A 17839-nucleotide genomic window follows, 5' to 3' on the forward strand; every position below is an offset into this window, starting at 1 on the left:
GCGATCGCCGGCCACCGGTCTACCGCACAGTGTTGATGGCCCGGCGGACGCCGGAGGTGTCGACTGCACCCATCTATGGTGCCTGGTCGCCTCGCGTCCCTGCTCACCGCGGGCGCGAGCAGACACAAAATCGCACGATTCGGGAACCGAACGTGCGATTTTGTGTCTGCTCGGCGAGAAGCGCACTCCGCAGGCTCACCCCTGCGGGCACTTTCCGGCCGCGACCTCCTCGGGGTATTCGGCGTAGAACGGCACATAGCCCTCGTCGCGGCCGGCCAGCACGTACAGCGGGTCCTCCACGGCCGATCCGTAGGCCTGGTCGCGCAGCTCCACCTTGCGGCTTTTGAACGTGGTGGTGTGCACCATCGACTCCACAATCCGCACGAACAGCGGCATCGCATAGGACGGCAGTTGGTACACGGCGCGCGCCAGCTGGTGACCGTCGAACGCGGCACCGTCGCGCAGTTTGATCGCGGCCATCCCGGCGCGGCCACCGGTGTGCGGGATCTCCACGCCGTACACCGCGCATTCGGCGACGTTCTCGTCGGCCGCCAGGGCCGCTTCGACCTCGGTGGTGGCGACGTTCTCGCCTTTCCACCGGAAGGTGTCGCCTAGCCGGTCGGCGAACGCGGCGTGACCCATGCCCTGCGGGCTCATCAGGTCACCGGTGTTGAACCAGCAGTCCCCGCTTTTGAACACGTTGCGGACCAGCTTCTTCTCCGAGGCCGCCGGATCGGTGTAGCCGTCGAACGGCTGCAGTTTGTTGACCGGGCTGATCAGCAGCCCCGGCTGGCCGGGCGGCACCCGGCGCACCCAGCCGTCCGGGCCGCGCACCGGCTCACCGCTGTCGGGGTCGTATTCGACGTAGGCCAGCGGCATCGGGCTGATTCCGGTGCTCTTGGGCACGTTGAAGATGTTGAGGAACGCGGTGTTGCCCTCGCTGGCGGCGTAGAACTCGCAGACCCGCTTGATGCCGAACCGCTGGGTGAACTCGTCCCAGATCTCTGGCCGCAGCCCGTTGCCCGCGATCACCCGCACCTTGTGGGCGCGATCGGTCGGTTTGGCCGGCTGGTTTAGCAGGTAGCGGCAGAGCTCGCCGATGTAGATGAACGCGGTCGCATCGGCGGCGATGATCTCGTCCCAGAACCGCGACGCCGAGAAGGACCGGCCCAGCGCCAGCGTCGCACCCGCGTTGAGCACCGATGCGACCGCGACCGTGAGCGCATTGTTGTGATACAGCGGCAGGCAGCTGTAGAGCGTGTCGGAGCTCTTCAACCGCAGCCCGGCGCCGCCGAACGCGGCCAGCGCCCGCAGCCACCGGAAGTGGGTCATCACACTGGCCTTCGGATAGCCGGTGGTACCGGAGGTGAAGATGTAGAACGCGGTGTCCTTGGCCTGCACCTCGGCCACCGACGCCGGGTTGCCGTCGGGCTGACCGGTGGCCTGTTCCTCGATCACCTCAATGGTCATCGGGTCCGCGGGTGCCCCGCACTCGGTGACCGCGTCCACCAGATCGGACTCGGTGACCAGCAGCTTCGCGTCGAGCAGTCCCAGGCTGTGGGCCAGCACGTCGCCGCGCTGGTTGTAGTTGATCATCCCGGCGATCGCGCCGCACTTGGCGACGGCCAGCATCATCAGCACCGCGTTCGGCGAGTTGCGCAGCATGATCCCGACGACGTCGCGGCGGCCCACACCTCGGGCGGCCAGCACCGCGGCGTACCGGTTGACCGTCGCGTTGGCCTGCCGGTAGGTCAGCCGCTGCTCGCCGAACTTCAGAAAGACGCGGTCGCCGTACTGGGCGGCCCGATCCTGAAACACCTTGCCGATCGAGGCCTTGGAATCCGGCCGGGCCAGCAATCCGGTTTTCGCGCCGCGCAGGAGCGACGGCAGATCCGCCAGCACACCGGTAACACCGGTGGCGATATCGGCCAATCCCACCTTGGCGGTGTGGACGCCGGAGTCGTGGTCAGACACGTTTTCCCTCGCTTCGCTGTGCCTAGTCTTGGCGGCCAAGCCTAGACCCGCTGCAATCGGCCTCGAGAATCAGCGCGGCCCGCAGGCGGCCAGGGCCGCGTCCAGATCGTCGTGCACCACCAGCCGGTCCAGCGCGGCCTGGCTGACATAGCTGTCGTCCAGCAGCCCGTACAACCACGCCAGCAGCCCGTCGTAGTGGCCGTGCGGGTCGTACACCACCACCGGTTTGTCATGCATGCCCAGGTAGCCACCGGTCCAGGTCTCGAACAGCTCCTCCAGCGTGCCGATCCCGCCCGGCAACGCGAGGAAGGCGTCGGCGCGGTCCTCCATGATCTGTTTGCGCTCGCGCATGGTGTCGGTGACGATCAGCTCGTCGGCGTCGACGTCGGCGACTTCGCGATGCACCAGCGCCTTGGGGATCACCCCGACGGTCTTTCCGCCATGCGCCCGCACCGCCGCCGCCACCGCCCCCATCGCCGAGACGTTGCCGCCGCCCCACACCAATGTCCAGCCGCGCTCGGCGATCGCCGTTCCGACGCGGGTGGCCAGCGCCAACAATTCCGGATCGGCCGACCCTGCCGCGCAATACACACACACCGCCCACTGCCCCGTCACCCCGAAAGGCTATCCGGGTCCGCGCCCGCGCCGTAAAATCCGCGCGATGCCGATTCGGTGGAATGTCCCTCAGCACTCGGCCGCGTTGGAGCGGTTGGCGACGGCGCTGAGCCAGGGCGGCGCCGTCGTTCTCGGACCCGACGGCGGCGGCAAATCCACCCTGGCCCGGCTTGCCGCCGAACGCGTCGCCGAGCGACGCCCGGGCACCATCGTCCGCTGGGTGACCGGCACCCCCACCGAGGCGGCGGTCCCGTTCGGGGCGTTCAGCCATTTGGTGCAGGTCGACGACATCGGAAAACCGGCGGCGTTGTTGCGGGCGGCCCGGGCATCACTGTCCGGCGACGCCCGCGAGGGCGATCTGCTGCTGGTCGTTGATGACGCCCAGCACCTCGACGTGCTGTCGGCCACGCTGGTGTACCAGTTGGCGTTGGCCGGGGTCGCGCGGATGGTCGTCACCGCCCGCGCGGACACCGCGCCCGCCGCGATCGCCGCGCTGTGGACGGACGCGCTGCTGGAACGCATCGACATCGCGCCGCCCGGCGGCAACACGTCACCCGCCGAGGTCGACGATTATCTGTCCAGGTTGCCGGCGCCGGCCCGCGCGGTGCTGAACTACCTCGCCGTCGCCGAGCCGTTGGCGCGCGCCGACCTGGCCCGGCTGACCGGCGATGACGCGATCGGTCAGGCCGAGGAACTCGGCGGGGTCGAAACCCGGGTCCGCGGCGGACGCGGACCCGACCCGGTGGTCTACACCGCCCACCCCTTGTTCGCCGAGCGTGCGCTGGCCCTGCTCGGCGCCGACGAGCAACGACGCACCCGCACCGAAGTGGTCGCCCTGCTGTCGACGGGTTCCGTCGAGCACGTCAGCGACCGGCTGCGGGTGGCGGCATTGGCCGCCGACAGTGACGCGCCGCAGCCGCCCGACGAGGTGGTCGACGCCGCGCAGCAGGCGTTGCGGCTGGGCGATCTGGCGTTGACCGAGCGGCTGGCCACCTCGGCCCTGGACCGCGGCGCCGGGCTGCCGGCGCGCCTGGCGCTGGCGCATGCCCTGGGCTATCGGGGCCGTGGCCGTGAGGCCGACGCGGTGCTGGCGGCCGTCGACCCGGACACGTTGACCGAGCCGGAGCTGATGGCGTGGGCGCTGCCGCGGGCCGCCAACCAGTTCTTCATGCTGTCCGAGCCGGAGCGGGCGACCGCCTTCCTGCAGACCGCCCGCAGCCGGATCACCACGCCGAGCGCGTTGATCACACTCGACGCCCTCGGTTCCACGTTCGCGATGAACGCGGGCAACCTGGATCGGGCGGTGCAGATCGCCGCGCGGGTGCTGGACTCACCGGACGCCGGCGACGTCGCGGTGTCCTGGGCGGGCAGCGCCGCCGCGTTGTGCGCGGCACGGCAGGGCCGGTTCGAGGATGTCGAACCGTTGGCGCAACGCGCCCTGGGCGCCGAGCATCCCGGGCTGCTGCGGTTCACCATCGGGCTGGCGCAGATCACCACGATGGTGATGGCCGGCCGGCTGGACGAGGCACGTGAATTGGCGCAGCAGTTCACCGATTTCGCCGAGCTGCAGCAGCCGGGCCGCGCGATCGGAGAGGTACTGCTCGCCGAGGTGCTGCTCGCGGCCGATGACGCCGCCGCCGCGGTGCCGCTGCTGGAGCCCGCCGCGGCCACCCTGGAACGCACCGGCTATTCGTGGGGTCCGCTGTCGCTGATGTATCTGGCCACCGCCCGGGCCCGCGAGGGTGACATCGTCGGCGCTTCGAAAGCACTGAGCCGAGCCGAATCCCGGCACGGAACCAAGTCGGCTCTCTTCGCCCCCGAACTCGGCATAGCCCGGGCGTGGCGACTGGCCTGCATGCGGGATACCCACGGCGCGGTGGCCGCCGCACGCGACGCCGCCCGGATGGCCGAACGCGGCGGACAACCGGCGGTGGCGGTGCGGGCATGGCGCGAAGCGGTGCGACTCGGCGACACCCGGGCGGTCGAACCGCTGACCCGGTTATGCGTGCAGATCGACTGCGCGGTAGGTACTGCCGCGCTCAGCGAGGCCCGCGCAACGGCACCCTAGCCGCCCAGGTAGCCGCGCAGCAGTTCCACCGCATCGGTGATCTGGTGCACCGGGACCCGCTCGTCGCGGCGGTGCGCCAGGCTGGGATCGCCGGGCCCGTAGTTGACCGCCGGAACACCGCGGGCCGCGAAGCGGGACACGTCGGTCCAGCCGTATTTCGCCCGGACCTGCCCGCCGGCGGCGTCGACGAGTGCTCTGGCGGCGGGTTGGCTCAATCCGGGCAGCGCGCCGGCGGCGGCGTCGGTCTGCTCGATGGCCACCGGCAGCCCGTCGAACACCTCGTGGACGTGGGCGAGCGCCTCGCCCGGTGAGCGGTCCGGGGCGAAACGGTAGTTGACCGTCAGGGTCGCGATGTCGGGGATGACGTTGCCGGCCACCCCGCCGTCGACGCGCACCGCGGACAGGCCCTCACGGTAGAGACAGCCGTCGATGTCCACGGTGCGGGCCTGGTAGTCGGCCAGCCGGCCCAACACCGCGCCCAGTTTGTGGATCGCGTTGTCGCCCATCCAGGATCGCGCCGAGTGCGCGCGGGTTCCGGTGGCGCTTATCGCGACGCGCAGGGTGCCCTGGCAGCCGGCCTCGATGAATCCGCCGGTCGGCTCCCCAAGAATCGCCACGTCGGCGACCAACCAATCCGGCAGGTCGCGCTCGATGCGTCCCAAGCCGTTGGCGGCCGCCTCGATTTCCTCGCAGTCGTAGAACACCAGGGTCAGATCGTGGGCCGGGGCGGCCAGGGTGGCGGCCAGATGGAGAAACACCGCATCCCCGGACTTCATGTCCACGGTGCCGCAGCCGTGCAGCACGTCGCCGTCCTCGTCGCTGGTGCGCCGGCTGGGCAGGTTGCCGGCCACCGGGACGGTGTCGAGGTGACCGGCCAGCAGCACCCGGCTCGGTCGGCCCATCCGGGTGCGCGCCAGTACCGCGTCGCCGCTGCGGATGATCTCGAAGCCGCTCGTCTGGGCGCGCAGCGCGGCTTCGACCTCGTCGGCGATCCGTGCCTCGTGCCGCGACTCGCTGGGGATATCGACCAGCGCAGCGGTCAGCGCGATCGGGTCCCCACGTAGGTCCAACACGTCCCCAGCCTAATGGGTCACCCCACCCCGCCGAGCAGACGCAGAATCGCACGCGCGGGGCGCCCGGAATGCGATTTTGTGTCTGCTCGCGCGGGGAAAGTAGCCTGAGCACCGTGACTGGAGCTTCGGGCATTGGAGTAGCGACGCTGACCGCCGACGGGTCGGTTCTCGACACCTGGTTTCCCGCGCCGCAACTGACCGACGGCGGCCAGGCCGGCACCACCCGACTCTCGGGTGCCGAGGTTCCCGACGAGTTGGCGGCGCTGGTCGGCGTCGACGAGGACCGCGGCACCGAGACGGTGGCGGTCCGCACGGTCATCGGTGCGCTGAGCGACAAGGCCACCGACGCCTACGACGCCTACCTGCGGCTTCACCTGCTGTCGCATCGGCTGGTCGCGCCGCACGGCCTCAACGCCGACGGCCTGTTCGGGGTGTTGACCAACGTGGTGTGGACCAACCACGGGCCGTGCGCCGTCGACGGCTTCGAGACGGTGCGGGCCCGGCTGCGCCGCCGTGGCCCGGTCACGGTCTACGGGGTCGACAAGTTTCCGCGGATGGTCGATTACGTGTTGCCCACCGGGGTGCGGATCGCCGACGCCGACCGGGTCCGCCTGGGTGCACACCTGGCGCCGGGCACCACGGTCATGCACGAGGGCTTCGTGAACTACAACGCCGGCACGCTGGGCACCTCCATGGTCGAGGGCCGGATCTCCGCGGGCGTCGTGGTCGGCGACGGCTCCGACGTCGGCGGCGGCGCCTCCATCATGGGAACGCTGTCCGGCGGTGGCACGCAGGTGATTTCGGTCGGTCAGCGCTGCCTGCTGGGCGCCAACTCCGGATTGGGAATCTCGCTGGGCGACGACTGCGTGATCGAGGCCGGCCTGTACGTCACCGCCGGCACCAAGGTCACCATGCCCGACGGCAGCAGCATCAAGGCGCGCGACCTGTCGAGACGCAACAACCTGTTGTTCCGGCGCAATTCGGTCAGCGGTGCGGTCGAGGTGGTCGCCCGCGACGGTCAGGGCATCGCGCTCAACGAGGATCTGCACGCCAATTGAAAGCGCCCAGGCCCGAGATTGCATCGTTGTACGAGAAGTGTGAGTGCACCCGTACCTGGCTGCAATTTCGGCGCGGTTACGGCCTGGCTTCGCTGATCTTGCTGCTGTCCTTGCCGAGCGTCTTGCAGTAGATCTCGACCGCCATCCGGGTCGCCGAAACCTCCAGGTTGGCAGGCTCGTTGCCGTCCTTGTCCTTCAGCATCTTGGACACTTCGGAGTTCTGCTTCTCGGTGTCCTGGCTGGAGAATTCCTTGCAGGTGGTGTCCCCGCCCTTGTTGGTGAGCTTGGCGGCTGCCGAGCATCCACTCAGGACAAACACCGCCGAAGCCATGACGGCGACGGCAGCGAGGCTGACTCGCTTCATCTTCCACGTCCACCCTTCTCGTGTCGCGAACCAGGCGAGCTTACGTCAGCAACGCCTTCTTGAGGACCTTTCCCATCGCATTGCGCGGCAACGACTCGACCATACGCACCTCGCGTGGCCGCTTGTGCACAGAAAGTTGTTGCGCGACATAGTCGGTCAATGCATCGGGGGTGGCCCGATCGTCGGATGCGACCACGAACGCGACGATCCGCTGCCCCAGGTCCGCATCGGGAAGCCCGACGACCGCAACCTCGGCAACCCCGGGGTGCCCGAGCATCACGGTCTCGATTTCGCCCGCGCCGACCCGGAAACCGCCGGACTTGATCAGGTCGACGGATTCGCGTCCGACGATCCGGTGCATCCCGTCGCCGTCGACGACCGCCACGTCACCGGTGCGGTACCAGCCGTCGGGGCCCATCGCCTCGGCGGTGGCGTCCGGACGGTTCAGATACCCATCGAACAGCATCGGCCCGCGAACCTGAAGCCGCCCAATGGTTTCGCCATCGCTCGGGACCACGCCACCATCCTCGTCGACCAGCCGGGTCTGCACCCCCGAGAGCGGCATGCCCACCCACCCGGGCCGGCGCTCACCGTCGACCCGCGTCGACAGCGTGATCAGCGATTCGGTACTGCCGTAGCGCTCGATCGGTGCATGTCCGGTGAGCTCGCTCACCCGCTCGAACACCGGCACCGGCAGCGGCGCGCTACCGGAGACCAGCAGCCGCGCCGACCGCAGCGCCTGCGCCGAGGCCGTGTCGGCCGCGACCCGCGACCACACCGTGGGGACGCCGAAGTACAGCGATCCGCGCGCCTGCGCGTAGGCCTCCGGCGTCGGTTTCCCGGTGTGCACGAACCGGTTTCCGACCCGCAACGACCCGAGCAGACCCAACACCAACCCATGCACGTGAAACAACGGCAGGCCGTGCACCAGCACGTCGCCGGGTGTCCACTGCCACGCCTGCGCCAGCGCGTCCAGGTCGGCGGCCACCGCCCGCCGACTCAGCTGCACACCCTTGGGCGGGCCGGTGGTCCCCGAGGTGTAGATGACCAGCGCGGTGGCGTCCTCCGGCGGCTCGGCATACCGGTGCCAGGACCGCGCATGGCGCCGTACCGGGATGTGCGCCAAGCCGTCGGCATCCTCGGGCGCCTCGCCCAGCCAGGCCTCGGCGCCCGAGTCGGCCAGGATGTGTCTGCGTTCGGCCACGCCGACGTCGGCGGGCACCGGTACCGCAGGCACCCCCGCGATCAGACACCCGGTGATCGCCAGCACGGTCGACGCGGTCGGCGTGGCCAGCACCGCAACCCGGCGGGCACCGCCGACCCGCTCGGCCACCGAGGTTGCCGCCCCGACCAGATCGTCGCGACTGAGCGTCACCCCATCGATACGCACCGCGTCGGCGATATCGCGACCAGCGGGATTCAGCGAGGTCAACAGCACACGGCGACGTTACCGTGCGGCGTACCGCGAACCTCGCCAAGGCAACGCCCAAGCTGTTAGTATTGAGGAATAGTGTCCGTTAAATAGGTCCGGCGAAAGGCGCGGGGTGGACGAGACATCCGGCCGGCACGACGGCCACGCACGACCGCAACGCTGGCCGCGTAATCGGCAGCGCGAACGGGTGCTGCAACTGGTCCGTGAGCATGACGGCGCGGTGGACGCCGCCGAACTCGCCGAGAACATGGGCTTGCACACCACGACGGTGCGTTTTCATCTCGACGCACTGTGCGATGAGGGTGCGGTGGCGCGCACCCGGATCAAGCAGTCCGGGGTGGGCCGCCCCCGTACCGGATACGTCGCCGTGCAGGGCAGGCTGGACTACCGGGGATTCGCCGAGGTGCTGGCGCTCGAGTTCGGCGACACGGCGGCGCAACGCCAGCAGCGCGCGCACCGCGCCGGCCAGCGCTGGGCGGAGCGGATCGTCGCCGACGACACCACCCGGCCTGGACGGAACCCGGGTTTGGACCAGCGGATCGCGATGACCGCGGAGGTCTTTGAGCGGATGGGATTCGCCCCGGAGCTCGTCGCGCCTACCGGTGCCGAGCAGACCATTCGCCTGCACGGCTGCCCGGTGCGCGACCTGGCCCGGTCCCACCCGGACGTGGCCTGCGGTATCCACCTGGGCTTGCTGCGGGGCCTGCTGGGCTGCGCCGCGGGCGCCGGGCTGCAGGCCGACCTCGAACCGTTTGCCGAACCGGAACTGTGTCTGGCCAAGGTGACCTGCGATGACTGAGCTGCTGGATCGGCAATGCGCCGACCTGACCGACCGCGCTGACGTGGAGGCGCTGCTGCGCCGCTTCTACGGCCGCGTGCTGGTGGACGAACTGCTCGCCGACCCGTTCACGCAGGTGCGCGAGGTCACCGGGCTCGACGAGCACATCCCGGTGATGGCCGACTTCTGGGAGACGGTGCTGTTCCGCGCCGGGCTCTACAAGGGCAGCGCGCTGGTGGTCCATCGCGAGGTCCATCACCGTACGACGTTGTCGGCCACCCACTTCGTTCGTTGGCTCAATACCTGGAACGACACGGTCGACGAGATGTATTGCGGGCCAGTGGCTGAGCAGGCCAAGATTCAGGGCTCCCGAATCGCCTGGGCGATGCACCGCCGGCTGACCGGCGTCGACGCACCCGAACTCGACGCGCTGCTGAAGGCGTGAGCCTCAGCCGCGCCCCAGATGGGCTTCGGCGCGCATCCGCTTCACCATGTGCGGGTAATGCAGTTCGAAGGCCGGGCGCTCCGAACGGATGCGCGGCAGCTCAGTGAAGTTGTGCCGCGGCGGCGGGCAACTGGTCGCCCACTCCAGCGAATTGCCGTAACCCCACGGGTCATCGACCGTGACGACCTCGCCATAGCGCCAGCTGCGGAACACATTCCAGGTGAACACGATCATCGACACACCCAGGATGAATGCCCCGAGGGTGGACACCACGTTCAGCTCGGTGAAACCGTCGCCGGGCAAATAGTCGGCGTAACGACGCGGCATGCCTTCGTTACCCAGCCAGTGCTGCACCAGGAAGGTGGTGTGGAACCCGATGAAGGTCAACCAGAAGTGCAGCTTGCCCAGCCGCTCGTCGAGCAGTCGGCCGGTCATCTTCGGGAACCAGAAGTACACCCCGCCGAACGTGGCGAACACGATGGTGCCGAACAGCACGTAGTGGAAGTGCGCCACCAGGAAGTAGGAGTCGGCGACGTGGAAGTCCAGCGGCGGGCTGGCCAGCATGACGCCGGTCAGTCCACCGGCCAAAAAGGTCACCGCGAAGCCGACCGCGAACAGCATCGGTGTCTCAAACGTCAACTGGCCCTTCCACATGGTGCCGATCCAGTTGAAGAATTTGATACCGGTCGGGATGGCGATGAAGAACGTCATCAACGAGAAGAACGGCAGCAGCACGGCACCGGTGGCGAACATGTGGTGCGCCCACACCGCCGTGGACAGCCCGGCGATTGTCATCGTGGCGTACACCATGGTGGTGTAGCCGAACAGCGGTTTGCGGCTGAACACCGGGAAGATCTCGGTCACAATGCCGAAGAACGGCAGCGCCACGATGTAGACCTCGGGGTGCCCGAAGAACCAGAACAGGTGCTGCCACAAGATCACACCGCCGTTGGCGGCGTCGTACACGTGGGCGCCCAGGTGCCGGTCGGCCGCCAGGCCCAGCAGCGCCGCGGTCAGCAGCGGGAACACCATCAGGACCATGATCGAAGTGATCAGGACGTTCCAGGTGAAGATCGGCATCCGGAACATGGTCATGCCCGGGGCGCGCATGCACACCACGGTGGTGATCATGTTGACCGCGCCCAGGATGGTGCCCAACCCGGCCACCACCAATCCCATGATCCACAGGTCGGCTCCGGCGCCCGGGTTATGGATGGCGTCGGACAGCGGGGTGTAGGCCGTCCAACCGAAATCGGCTGCGCCGCCGGGGGTCAGGAACCCGGAGACGGTGATCAACGCACCGAACAGATACAGCCAGTAGCTGAGCGCATTGAGTCGCGGGAACGCCACATCGGGGGCGCCGATCTGCAGCGGTAGCACCAGGTTGGCGAACCCGAACACGATCGGCGTCGCGTAGAGCAACAGCATGATCGTGCCATGCAGGGTGAACAGCTGGTTGAACTGCTCGTTGGACAAGAACTGGAGTCCGGGCGCGGCCAGTTCGGCGCGCATCAGCAACGCCATCAAACCACCGAGAAAGAAGAATCCGAACGTGGTCACCATGTACAAGATGCCGATCATCTTGTGATCGGTGGTGGCCACCAGCCGGTACAGCAGCGTCCCTTTGGGACCGGTTCGGGGCGGGTAGGGCCGAACGGCAGTCAGTTTCGTTGACGGCGAGACGGAGGCGGTCATACTGGACCTCGACTATCTGGGCCTCGCTCATTCTGATGCGCCATGTGCTGCCTTCCTCGCCAGCAGCGGCCATTTATGACTAGCATGGTACTCCAAATTCGCTCTGCGGGTGGGATGGTTTTCGGCCAGCGCACGTAGAAATAGTGCGAGGTTGGCGGGTCGTTCAGCCAACCTGCGCACGAAATAGCCATACCAGCGATCGCCGAACGGCAGATATATCCGCAGCTGCGCACCCGAATCGACCAGCCGCTGCTGTTCGCTCTGCTGAACGCCGTACAGCATTTGGTGCTCGAAATCATCTGTGCCGCGATCACTTTGCCCGGCCAGTCTGGTGGCAGCTGCGATGATGGCAGGGTCGTGGGAGGCCACCATCGGATAGCCCGTACCGGCCATCAGCACCCGCAGACAGCGCAAGTAGGAGTCGGTGACCTCGTCTCGGTCTCGGTATGCAACCGAGGCGGGTTCGTCATAGGCGCCTTTGCACAACCGGATACGCGCGCCGGCGCCGGCCAGCTGCCGACTGTCCTCCTCGGTCCGCTTGAGGTAGGCCTGCAAGACCGTGCCCAGCCAGCCGAAGTCGGATCGCAGCTGCGCGGCGATGCACAGCGTGGAGTCGGTGGTGCTGTGGTCCTCGGCGTCTGCGGTCACCCAGACGCCCACGGTCTCGGCGCGCGCGCAGATCCGGTGGGCGTTCTCCAGCGCGATCTTGTCGCCGTCGCGCCCCAGGGCCTGCCCGAGCGCGGACAGCTTGATCGACACCTCCAGCGGCACGACGCCGGTCAATGCCGCATCACTGCGGCGCCCCAGCGCGTCGAGCAAGTCGAGATAGACCGCTACGTTCGCCCGGGCGTCGGCGACGTCGGCGACGTCCTCCCCCAGGTAGTCCACGCTGACCTGCCGCCCGGACGCACGCAGCCGCGCAACGGCGCTCAGCACCTCGGCGATGGTGTCGCCGGCGACGAAGCGACGCACCACCGCGCGGGTCACCGGGAAGCGCTGCGCGGCGTGCCGCAACCGTGGCGACCGGCTGGCCGCCAGCAGCGCCGGGCGCGCCGTGGTGTCGAACAGGCCGGCCATCATTCGGCTCGCATGTGCGGGTAGGTGTGGTCGGTCGGCGGGCTGAAGTTCTCCTTGACCGTGCGCGTCGAGGTCCAGCGCAACAGGTTGAGCGCGGATCCGGCCTTGTCGTTGGTGCCCGAGCCGCGGGAGCCGCCGAAGGGCTGCTGCCCGACCACCGCGCCGGTGGGCTTGTCATTGATGTAGAAGTTCCCGGCAGCGAAGCGCAACCGGCTCGCCGCCGCCGACACGGCACCGGGGTCCTCGGCGATCACCGCACCGGTCAGCGCATACTTCGATCCGGTGTCGACGATGTCGAGGATCTGCGGGTAGGCGTCGTCGGGGTAGATATGGACCGCCAGGATGGGCCCGAAGTACTCGCTGGCGAACGACTCGTCGGTCGGGTCGTCGGACAGCAGCACGGTGGGCCGAACGAAATACCCTTCGCTGTCGTCGCATTCGCCGCCGACCGCGACCGTCACCGACGGCGAGGCTTTTGCCCGGCCGATCGCCCGCACGTTCTTGGCGAAGGCCCGCGCGTCGATCAGCGCGCCGCCGTAGTTGGATAGATCGGTGATGTCGCCGTAGCGCAACTCGGCGGTGCTGGCCAGGAATTCGTCACCCATGCGTCGCCACACCGACGCCGCGATGAACGCCCGTGACGCCGCCGAACACTTCTGCCCCTGGTAATCGAAGGCACCGCGGATCAACGCGGTGCACAACACATCGGGGCGCGCCGAGGCGTGGGCAAGGATGAAGTCTTTGCCTCCGGTCTCCCCGACCAGACGCGGATAGCTCCGGTAGTTCTCGATATTCGCCCCGACCTGGCGCCACAGTTGCTGGAAGGTGGCCGTCGAGCCGGTGAAGTGGATGCCGGCCAGCCGCGGATCCGACAACGCGACGCCCGACACCGCCAAACCGTCGCCGGTCAGCAGGTTGATCACCCCGCTCGGCAGGCCGGCAGCCTCCAGCAGCCGCATGGTCTGGTAGGCCGCGAAGGTCTGGGTGATCGACGGCTTCCACACCACGGTGTTGCCCATCAGCGCCGGTGCGGTCGGGAGATTTCCGGCGATCGCGGAGAAGTTGAATGGTGTGATGGCGTAGACGAATCCGTCCAGTGGGCGGTAGTCGGTGCTGTTACGCACGCCCGGAACACTCAAGGGCTGCTGTGCCAGGATCTGCCGGGCGAACGCGACATTGAACCGCCAGAAGTCGACCAATTCGCACGGCGCGTCGATCTCGGCCTGGTAGACGGATTTGGACTGGCCCAGCATGGTGGCCGCGGCGATGGTCTCCCGCCATGGCCCCGCCAGCAGATCGGCGGCCCGCAAGAACACGGCGGCCCGCTCCTCGAACGGGGTGCTCGCCCAGGCGTGCTTCGCGGCCATCGCGGCCTCGACCGCCGCGACGGCATCGGCCGGGGTGGCGTTGGTCAGGGTGCCCAGCCGTTGGGCGTGCCGGTGCGGCTGGACGACGGCGATGTGTTCACCGTCGCCCATCCGGTGGTTTCCTGCGATGACGTGTGGCAGCTCGATCGGTGCGGCGGTCAGGGTGTCAAGGGCGGCCAACAGCCGTGTGCGTTCGGGGCTGTGCGGCGCATAGTCGTGGACCGGCTCGTTGCCAGGCAGAGGTGGGCGGGCGGCCGCGGTGTCCATACCGCCAGGATTCCCCGAATCCCCCAGAAGATTCTTAGCTGATCGGACAGCAGTCTCTAGTCCGGTTAGTAATATTGGACAATATGAGGCCGGCTGGAGTGGGATTGGGCCAGCTGGTGCTCGCCTTGGACGCGACCATGGTTCGTCTGGTCGACGCGCCGCGCGGCCTCGACCTGACGGTGGCGTCGGCGACGCTGATCGACTCCGACGATGTGCGGCTGGGTTTGGCGGCCGATACCGACTCCGTCGACCTGTTCTTTTTGCTCGGGGTGTCCGAGGCGGAGGCGCTGACCTGGGTCGAGCGGCGACTCACCCACCCGCCGGTGGCGGTCTTCGTCAAAGAGCCGTCGGCGGCGTTGGTGGATCGTGCGGTCGCGGTCGGCATCGCGGTGGTGGCTGTCGAACCGCGGGCGCGGTGGGAGCGGTTGTACCGCCTGGTCAACCACGTCTTCGAGCATCGCCGCGACCCGGTTGGACCGTTCGACAGCGATACCGACCTGTTCGGCCTGGCGCAGGCCATCGCCGACCGGGTGCACGGCATGGTCAGCATCGAGGACGCCCAGTCACACGTGCTGGCGTATTCGGCGTCCGAACAGTGCGACGAACTGCGTCGGCTGTCCATTCTGGGCCGGGCCGGGCCGGCCGAGCATCTGCAGTGGCTCGCCCGGCGGGGCATCTTCGACGCGTTGCGGACCGGCCGTGACGTCGTGCGGGTGGCCGCGCGCCCGGAGTCGGGTCTGCAGCCGCGGCTGGCGATCGGGGTGCACAGCCGGTCCGATGACCGCCGGCGGCCCGACTTTTTGGGCACCATCTGGGTGCAGCAGGGGGCGCAGCCGCTGGCCGACGACGCCGACGAAGTGCTGCGCGGCGCGGCCGTCCTGGTAGCGCGGATCATGGCCCGGCTGGCGGCACGGCCGTCGGCGCAGGCGCGACGGGTGCAACAGCTGCTCGGCCTGGCCGACGACGAAGGCCTGGACGCGGCCGTCATCGCCGCAGAACTCGGTGTGGTGGTTGACGGTTGCACCGCGCTGATCGGCTTTCAGGGGGCTCCCGCCGACGTCATCGCGCTGAGCGCCAGCGCGTTTCGCCCCGATGCCCAGGTGGCCTCCGTCGCTGACCGGGTGTATGTCGTTCTCCCCCAGGCGCCCGCATACGCGACTGTGGCGTCCTGGGTGAAAGGCACCGTCGCTGCCCTGCACCGTGAACTGGGTCTGGAGTTGCGTGCGGTGATTGCCGGGGCGGTGAGCACGCCGGCATCTGCGCGTGCGGGTGTGGACCGCGTCCTCGACAGCGCCGGTCGCCACCCGTCGGCGATCCGGCAGGTGACGTCGGTGGAGGCGGCACGCACCACCGTGCTGCTCGACGAGATCGTCGACGTGGTCGGTGACCGGTTGGTTGATCCCCGGGTACGCGAGCTGCGGGAGCATGAGCCGGCGCTGGCCCAGACCCTGCGGGCGTACCTGGACAGCTTCGGTGACATCGCCGCCGCTGCCGCACAACTGCACGTGCACCCCAACACGGTGCGCTACCGGGTCCGCCGGATCGAGCAGACGCTGGCGACCTCGCTCGCCGATCCCGACGTGCGACTGGTCTTGTCGCTGAGCTTGCGGGCCACCGCTTGATCCGTTGTCGGTGGCCGACGCTATCTTGCGCTCATGACATCCGTGCTGCGCTCGCTGTCGACCATGCTTGCTGCGATCGCGCTGACCTCGTTGGTGCCCGTCGGCCCCGCCCCGACCGCGGCGGCCGACCCCGCCGGCTACCCGGACACCGCCGCCACCCTGGCGGCCCTGGATACGCTGCCGATCAAGGGACGCGCCCCCAAGACCGGCTATCGCCGCGACGAGTTCGGCCCCTCCTGGAGCGATGACGTGACGGTCCCCGACGGCCACAACGGCTGCGACACTCGCAACGACATCCTGCGCCGTGACCTCGACGACGTGCAGCTCAAACCCGGATCCAATGGCTGCGTGGTGCTCTCGGGCCTGCTCGACGACCCCTACACCGGGACCACCATCGATTTCCACCGCGGATCCGGAACGTCCCGGCTGGTGCAGATCGACCACATCGTCGCGTTATCGGATGCCTGGCAGAAAGGCGCCCAGGGCTGGGATGAGCTCACCCGCCGCAATTTCGCCAACGACCCGGCCAACCTGCAGGCCACCGACGGGCCGATCAACGAGCAGAAGGGCGACGGCGACGCCGCAACCTGGTTGCCGCCCAACAAGTCTTATCGCTGCACGTATGTGACGCGGATCGTCGAGGTCAAGGCGGCCTACGGGCTGTGGGTCACCCAGGCCGAACACGACGCGATCGCCCGGGTTTTGACCACCGGCTGCGGCACCCCGGCGCAGCCGCCGGCCGAACAAGTCCCAGCCGGCTAGCAGCAGCCGTCAGCCCGCCGACGGCGGACGCGCCATGATGGTCGGCCGGAATCCGTACTTGGGCCCGGCGCCCCCAAAGCCCGCGCCCGCTCCGGCCAACGGCATCCCTCCGAGCAGGTTTCCGGCGCCCGCCGCATCCGGGTTGACCGTGGCGGTTTCGGTGATCGGCAGCGTCGAGGTGGGGCCGAACCCCGGCCCGCCGGCCATCCAGGCCGGCGGTACCGACAGCCGGCCGGCTGCCGCCGCATTGCCCAACCCGGCAGCCAACGGCGCACCGCCACCGAGCAATCCACCAACCGGACCCGCCGCGCCCGGCACGGCCGCCGCAGCCGCTCCCTCGCCGATCGCCTTGGCTGCCGCGGCGGCCGGCGTCAGGGCCTTCTGCAGCGCGACCGAACTGTTGATCGCGCCGGTGGAGAAGTGCGCGATCGCGATGCTGCTCTGCACCGGCGAAACATAGGTTGTCCACGGTGTCAGCAGGTTGGCGATCGGACTTCCGGCGGTGTACTTCATACCAAGCATGGTGTAGACCTGCCCCAGGAAGGTGTCCAGCCCCGAGGTCGAGGAGTCCAACGGGGCCGCCGTCGACGAAGCCGGCGATGCCAGGCTCGCCAATGCGGTCTGCACCGAGGAAATCAGCTGCGACGCTTGCGAGCTGGAGGCGGTACCGGATGCCTGCGCCACCGCGGCGGACTGCGCGGCCGCCCCGACCGGGGTCGTGGTCGGCTGCGGCGCGGTGAACGGTGTCACCGCCGCGGCGGTCGCCGACTGGCCGGCGTACCCGTACATCGCGGCGGTATCCCGCGCCCACATCTCCGCGTAGTTCGCCTCGGTCGCGGCGATCGACGGCGTGTTCTGCCCCAGCCAGTTCGTCGACAACAGCGACACCAGTTGAGTGCGGTTGGTGTCGACATCCGCCGGATGCACGGTGGCTGCCAGCGCCGTCTCGTAGGCGGCGGCCGCCTGACGTGCCTGCATCGCGGCCTGCTCAGCCTGCACGGCGGTGTCGTTCATCCACTCCACATAGGGCGCGACCGCCGCGGCCATCGACGCCGACGCGGGACCGACCCATTCCTCGCTGGTCAGCCTGGCAACGATCGCGTCGTAGTTGAGGGCCGCCGAGTTCAGTTCGGCGGCCAGCTGATTCCAGGCCGACGCGGCGACGGTCAACGGAGCGGATCCAGCACCGGAATACATGCGCGCGGAGTTGATCTCCGGCGGCAACGACCCGTAGTCCATGAT

The 17839-nt window shown here is 68.8% G+C and carries 14 protein-coding genes and 1 pseudogene; 6 read left to right on the forward strand and 9 right to left on the reverse strand.

Going from position 1 to position 17839, the window contains the following annotated elements; all coding sequences use genetic code 11:
- Positions 1-195 precede the first annotated feature (195 nt).
- Complete coding sequence (gene fadD6 / locus AC5Y36_RS10560; RefSeq protein WP_500040842.1) at positions 196-1974, reverse strand: long-chain-acyl-CoA synthetase FadD6; 1779 nt, start codon at positions 1972-1974, stop codon at positions 196-198.
- Between the two features lie 69 nt (positions 1975-2043).
- Complete coding sequence (gene log, locus AC5Y36_RS10565; protein ID WP_500040843.1) at positions 2044-2589, reverse strand: cytokinin riboside 5'-monophosphate phosphoribohydrolase; 546 nt, start codon at positions 2587-2589, stop codon at positions 2044-2046.
- Positions 2590-2635: 46 nt separating this feature from the next.
- Between log and AC5Y36_RS10570 the strand changes: the two genes are divergently transcribed.
- Positions 2636-4657, forward strand: coding sequence for an AAA family ATPase (locus AC5Y36_RS10570; RefSeq protein ID WP_500040844.1), 2022 nt, complete (start codon positions 2636-2638; stop codon positions 4655-4657).
- On the opposite strand, the gene dapE is transcribed toward AC5Y36_RS10570, so the two are convergent.
- Complete coding sequence (gene dapE, locus AC5Y36_RS10575) at positions 4654-5730, reverse strand: succinyl-diaminopimelate desuccinylase (protein ID WP_500040845.1); 1077 nt, start codon at positions 5728-5730, stop codon at positions 4654-4656. The genes AC5Y36_RS10570 and dapE overlap by 4 nt on opposite strands.
- Positions 5731-5834: 104 nt before the next feature.
- On the opposite strand from dapE, the gene dapD reads away from it, so the two are divergent.
- Positions 5835-6788: a 2,3,4,5-tetrahydropyridine-2,6-dicarboxylate N-succinyltransferase gene (dapD, locus tag AC5Y36_RS10580; RefSeq protein WP_500040961.1), complete on the forward strand. Its 954-nt coding sequence runs from the start codon at positions 5835-5837 to the stop codon at positions 6786-6788.
- Between the two features lie 76 nt (positions 6789-6864).
- Here the strand turns inward: dapD and AC5Y36_RS10585 are convergent, their stop codons facing one another.
- Together AC5Y36_RS10585 and AC5Y36_RS10590 are read right to left on the reverse strand one after the other, a co-directional pair.
- Positions 6865-7152, reverse strand: coding sequence for a hypothetical protein (locus tag AC5Y36_RS10585; RefSeq protein WP_500040846.1), 288 nt, complete (start codon positions 7150-7152; stop codon positions 6865-6867).
- Between the two features lie 40 nt (positions 7153-7192).
- Positions 7193-8590, reverse strand: a complete 1398-nt coding sequence (locus AC5Y36_RS10590; protein ID WP_500040847.1) for an acyl-CoA synthetase — start codon at positions 8588-8590, stop codon at positions 7193-7195.
- A gap of 106 nt (positions 8591-8696) precedes the next feature.
- On the opposite strand from AC5Y36_RS10590, the gene AC5Y36_RS10595 reads away from it, so the two are divergent.
- Complete coding sequence (locus tag AC5Y36_RS10595) at positions 8697-9383, forward strand: helix-turn-helix transcriptional regulator (RefSeq protein ID WP_500040848.1); 687 nt, start codon at positions 8697-8699, stop codon at positions 9381-9383.
- Entirely contained in the window at positions 9376-9807 is a 432-nt protein-coding gene (locus tag AC5Y36_RS10600; protein WP_500040849.1) for a group III truncated hemoglobin, read from the forward strand. Before AC5Y36_RS10595 ends, AC5Y36_RS10600 begins: the two co-directional genes overlap by 8 nt.
- A 3-nt stretch (positions 9808-9810) precedes the next feature.
- On the opposite strand, the gene ctaD is transcribed toward AC5Y36_RS10600, so the two are convergent.
- The 3 genes from ctaD to pruA are packed head-to-tail and all read right to left on the reverse strand — an operon-like array spanning position 9811 to position 14213.
- Entirely contained in the window at positions 9811-11502 is a 1692-nt protein-coding gene (gene ctaD, locus AC5Y36_RS10605; RefSeq protein ID WP_500040850.1) for an aa3-type cytochrome oxidase subunit I, read from the reverse strand.
- A gap of 27 nt (positions 11503-11529) precedes the next feature.
- Positions 11530-12579, reverse strand: coding sequence for a proline dehydrogenase family protein (locus AC5Y36_RS10610; RefSeq protein ID WP_500040851.1), 1050 nt, complete (start codon positions 12577-12579; stop codon positions 11530-11532).
- On the reverse strand, positions 12579-14213 hold the full coding sequence (gene pruA, locus AC5Y36_RS10615; protein WP_500040852.1) for an L-glutamate gamma-semialdehyde dehydrogenase: 1635 nt from the start codon (positions 14211-14213) through the stop codon (positions 12579-12581). Before pruA ends, AC5Y36_RS10610 begins: the two co-directional genes overlap by 1 nt.
- A gap of 83 nt (positions 14214-14296) precedes the next feature.
- On the opposite strand from pruA, the gene AC5Y36_RS10620 reads away from it, so the two are divergent.
- Positions 14297-15835, forward strand: coding sequence for a PucR family transcriptional regulator (locus tag AC5Y36_RS10620; RefSeq protein ID WP_500040853.1), 1539 nt, complete (start codon positions 14297-14299; stop codon positions 15833-15835).
- Positions 15836-15898: 63 nt separating this feature from the next.
- Positions 15899-16588, forward strand: a pseudogene (locus AC5Y36_RS10625) (HNH endonuclease family protein); the annotation flags it as partial.
- Positions 16589-16606: 18 nt separating this feature from the next.
- Here the strand turns inward: AC5Y36_RS10625 and AC5Y36_RS10630 are convergent.
- Positions 16607-17836, reverse strand: a complete 1230-nt coding sequence (locus AC5Y36_RS10630) for a PPE family protein (protein ID WP_500040854.1) — start codon at positions 17834-17836, stop codon at positions 16607-16609.
- Between the last annotated feature and the right edge of the window lie 3 nt (positions 17837-17839).

The organism is Mycobacterium sp. NGS50 (assembly GCF_059812545.1).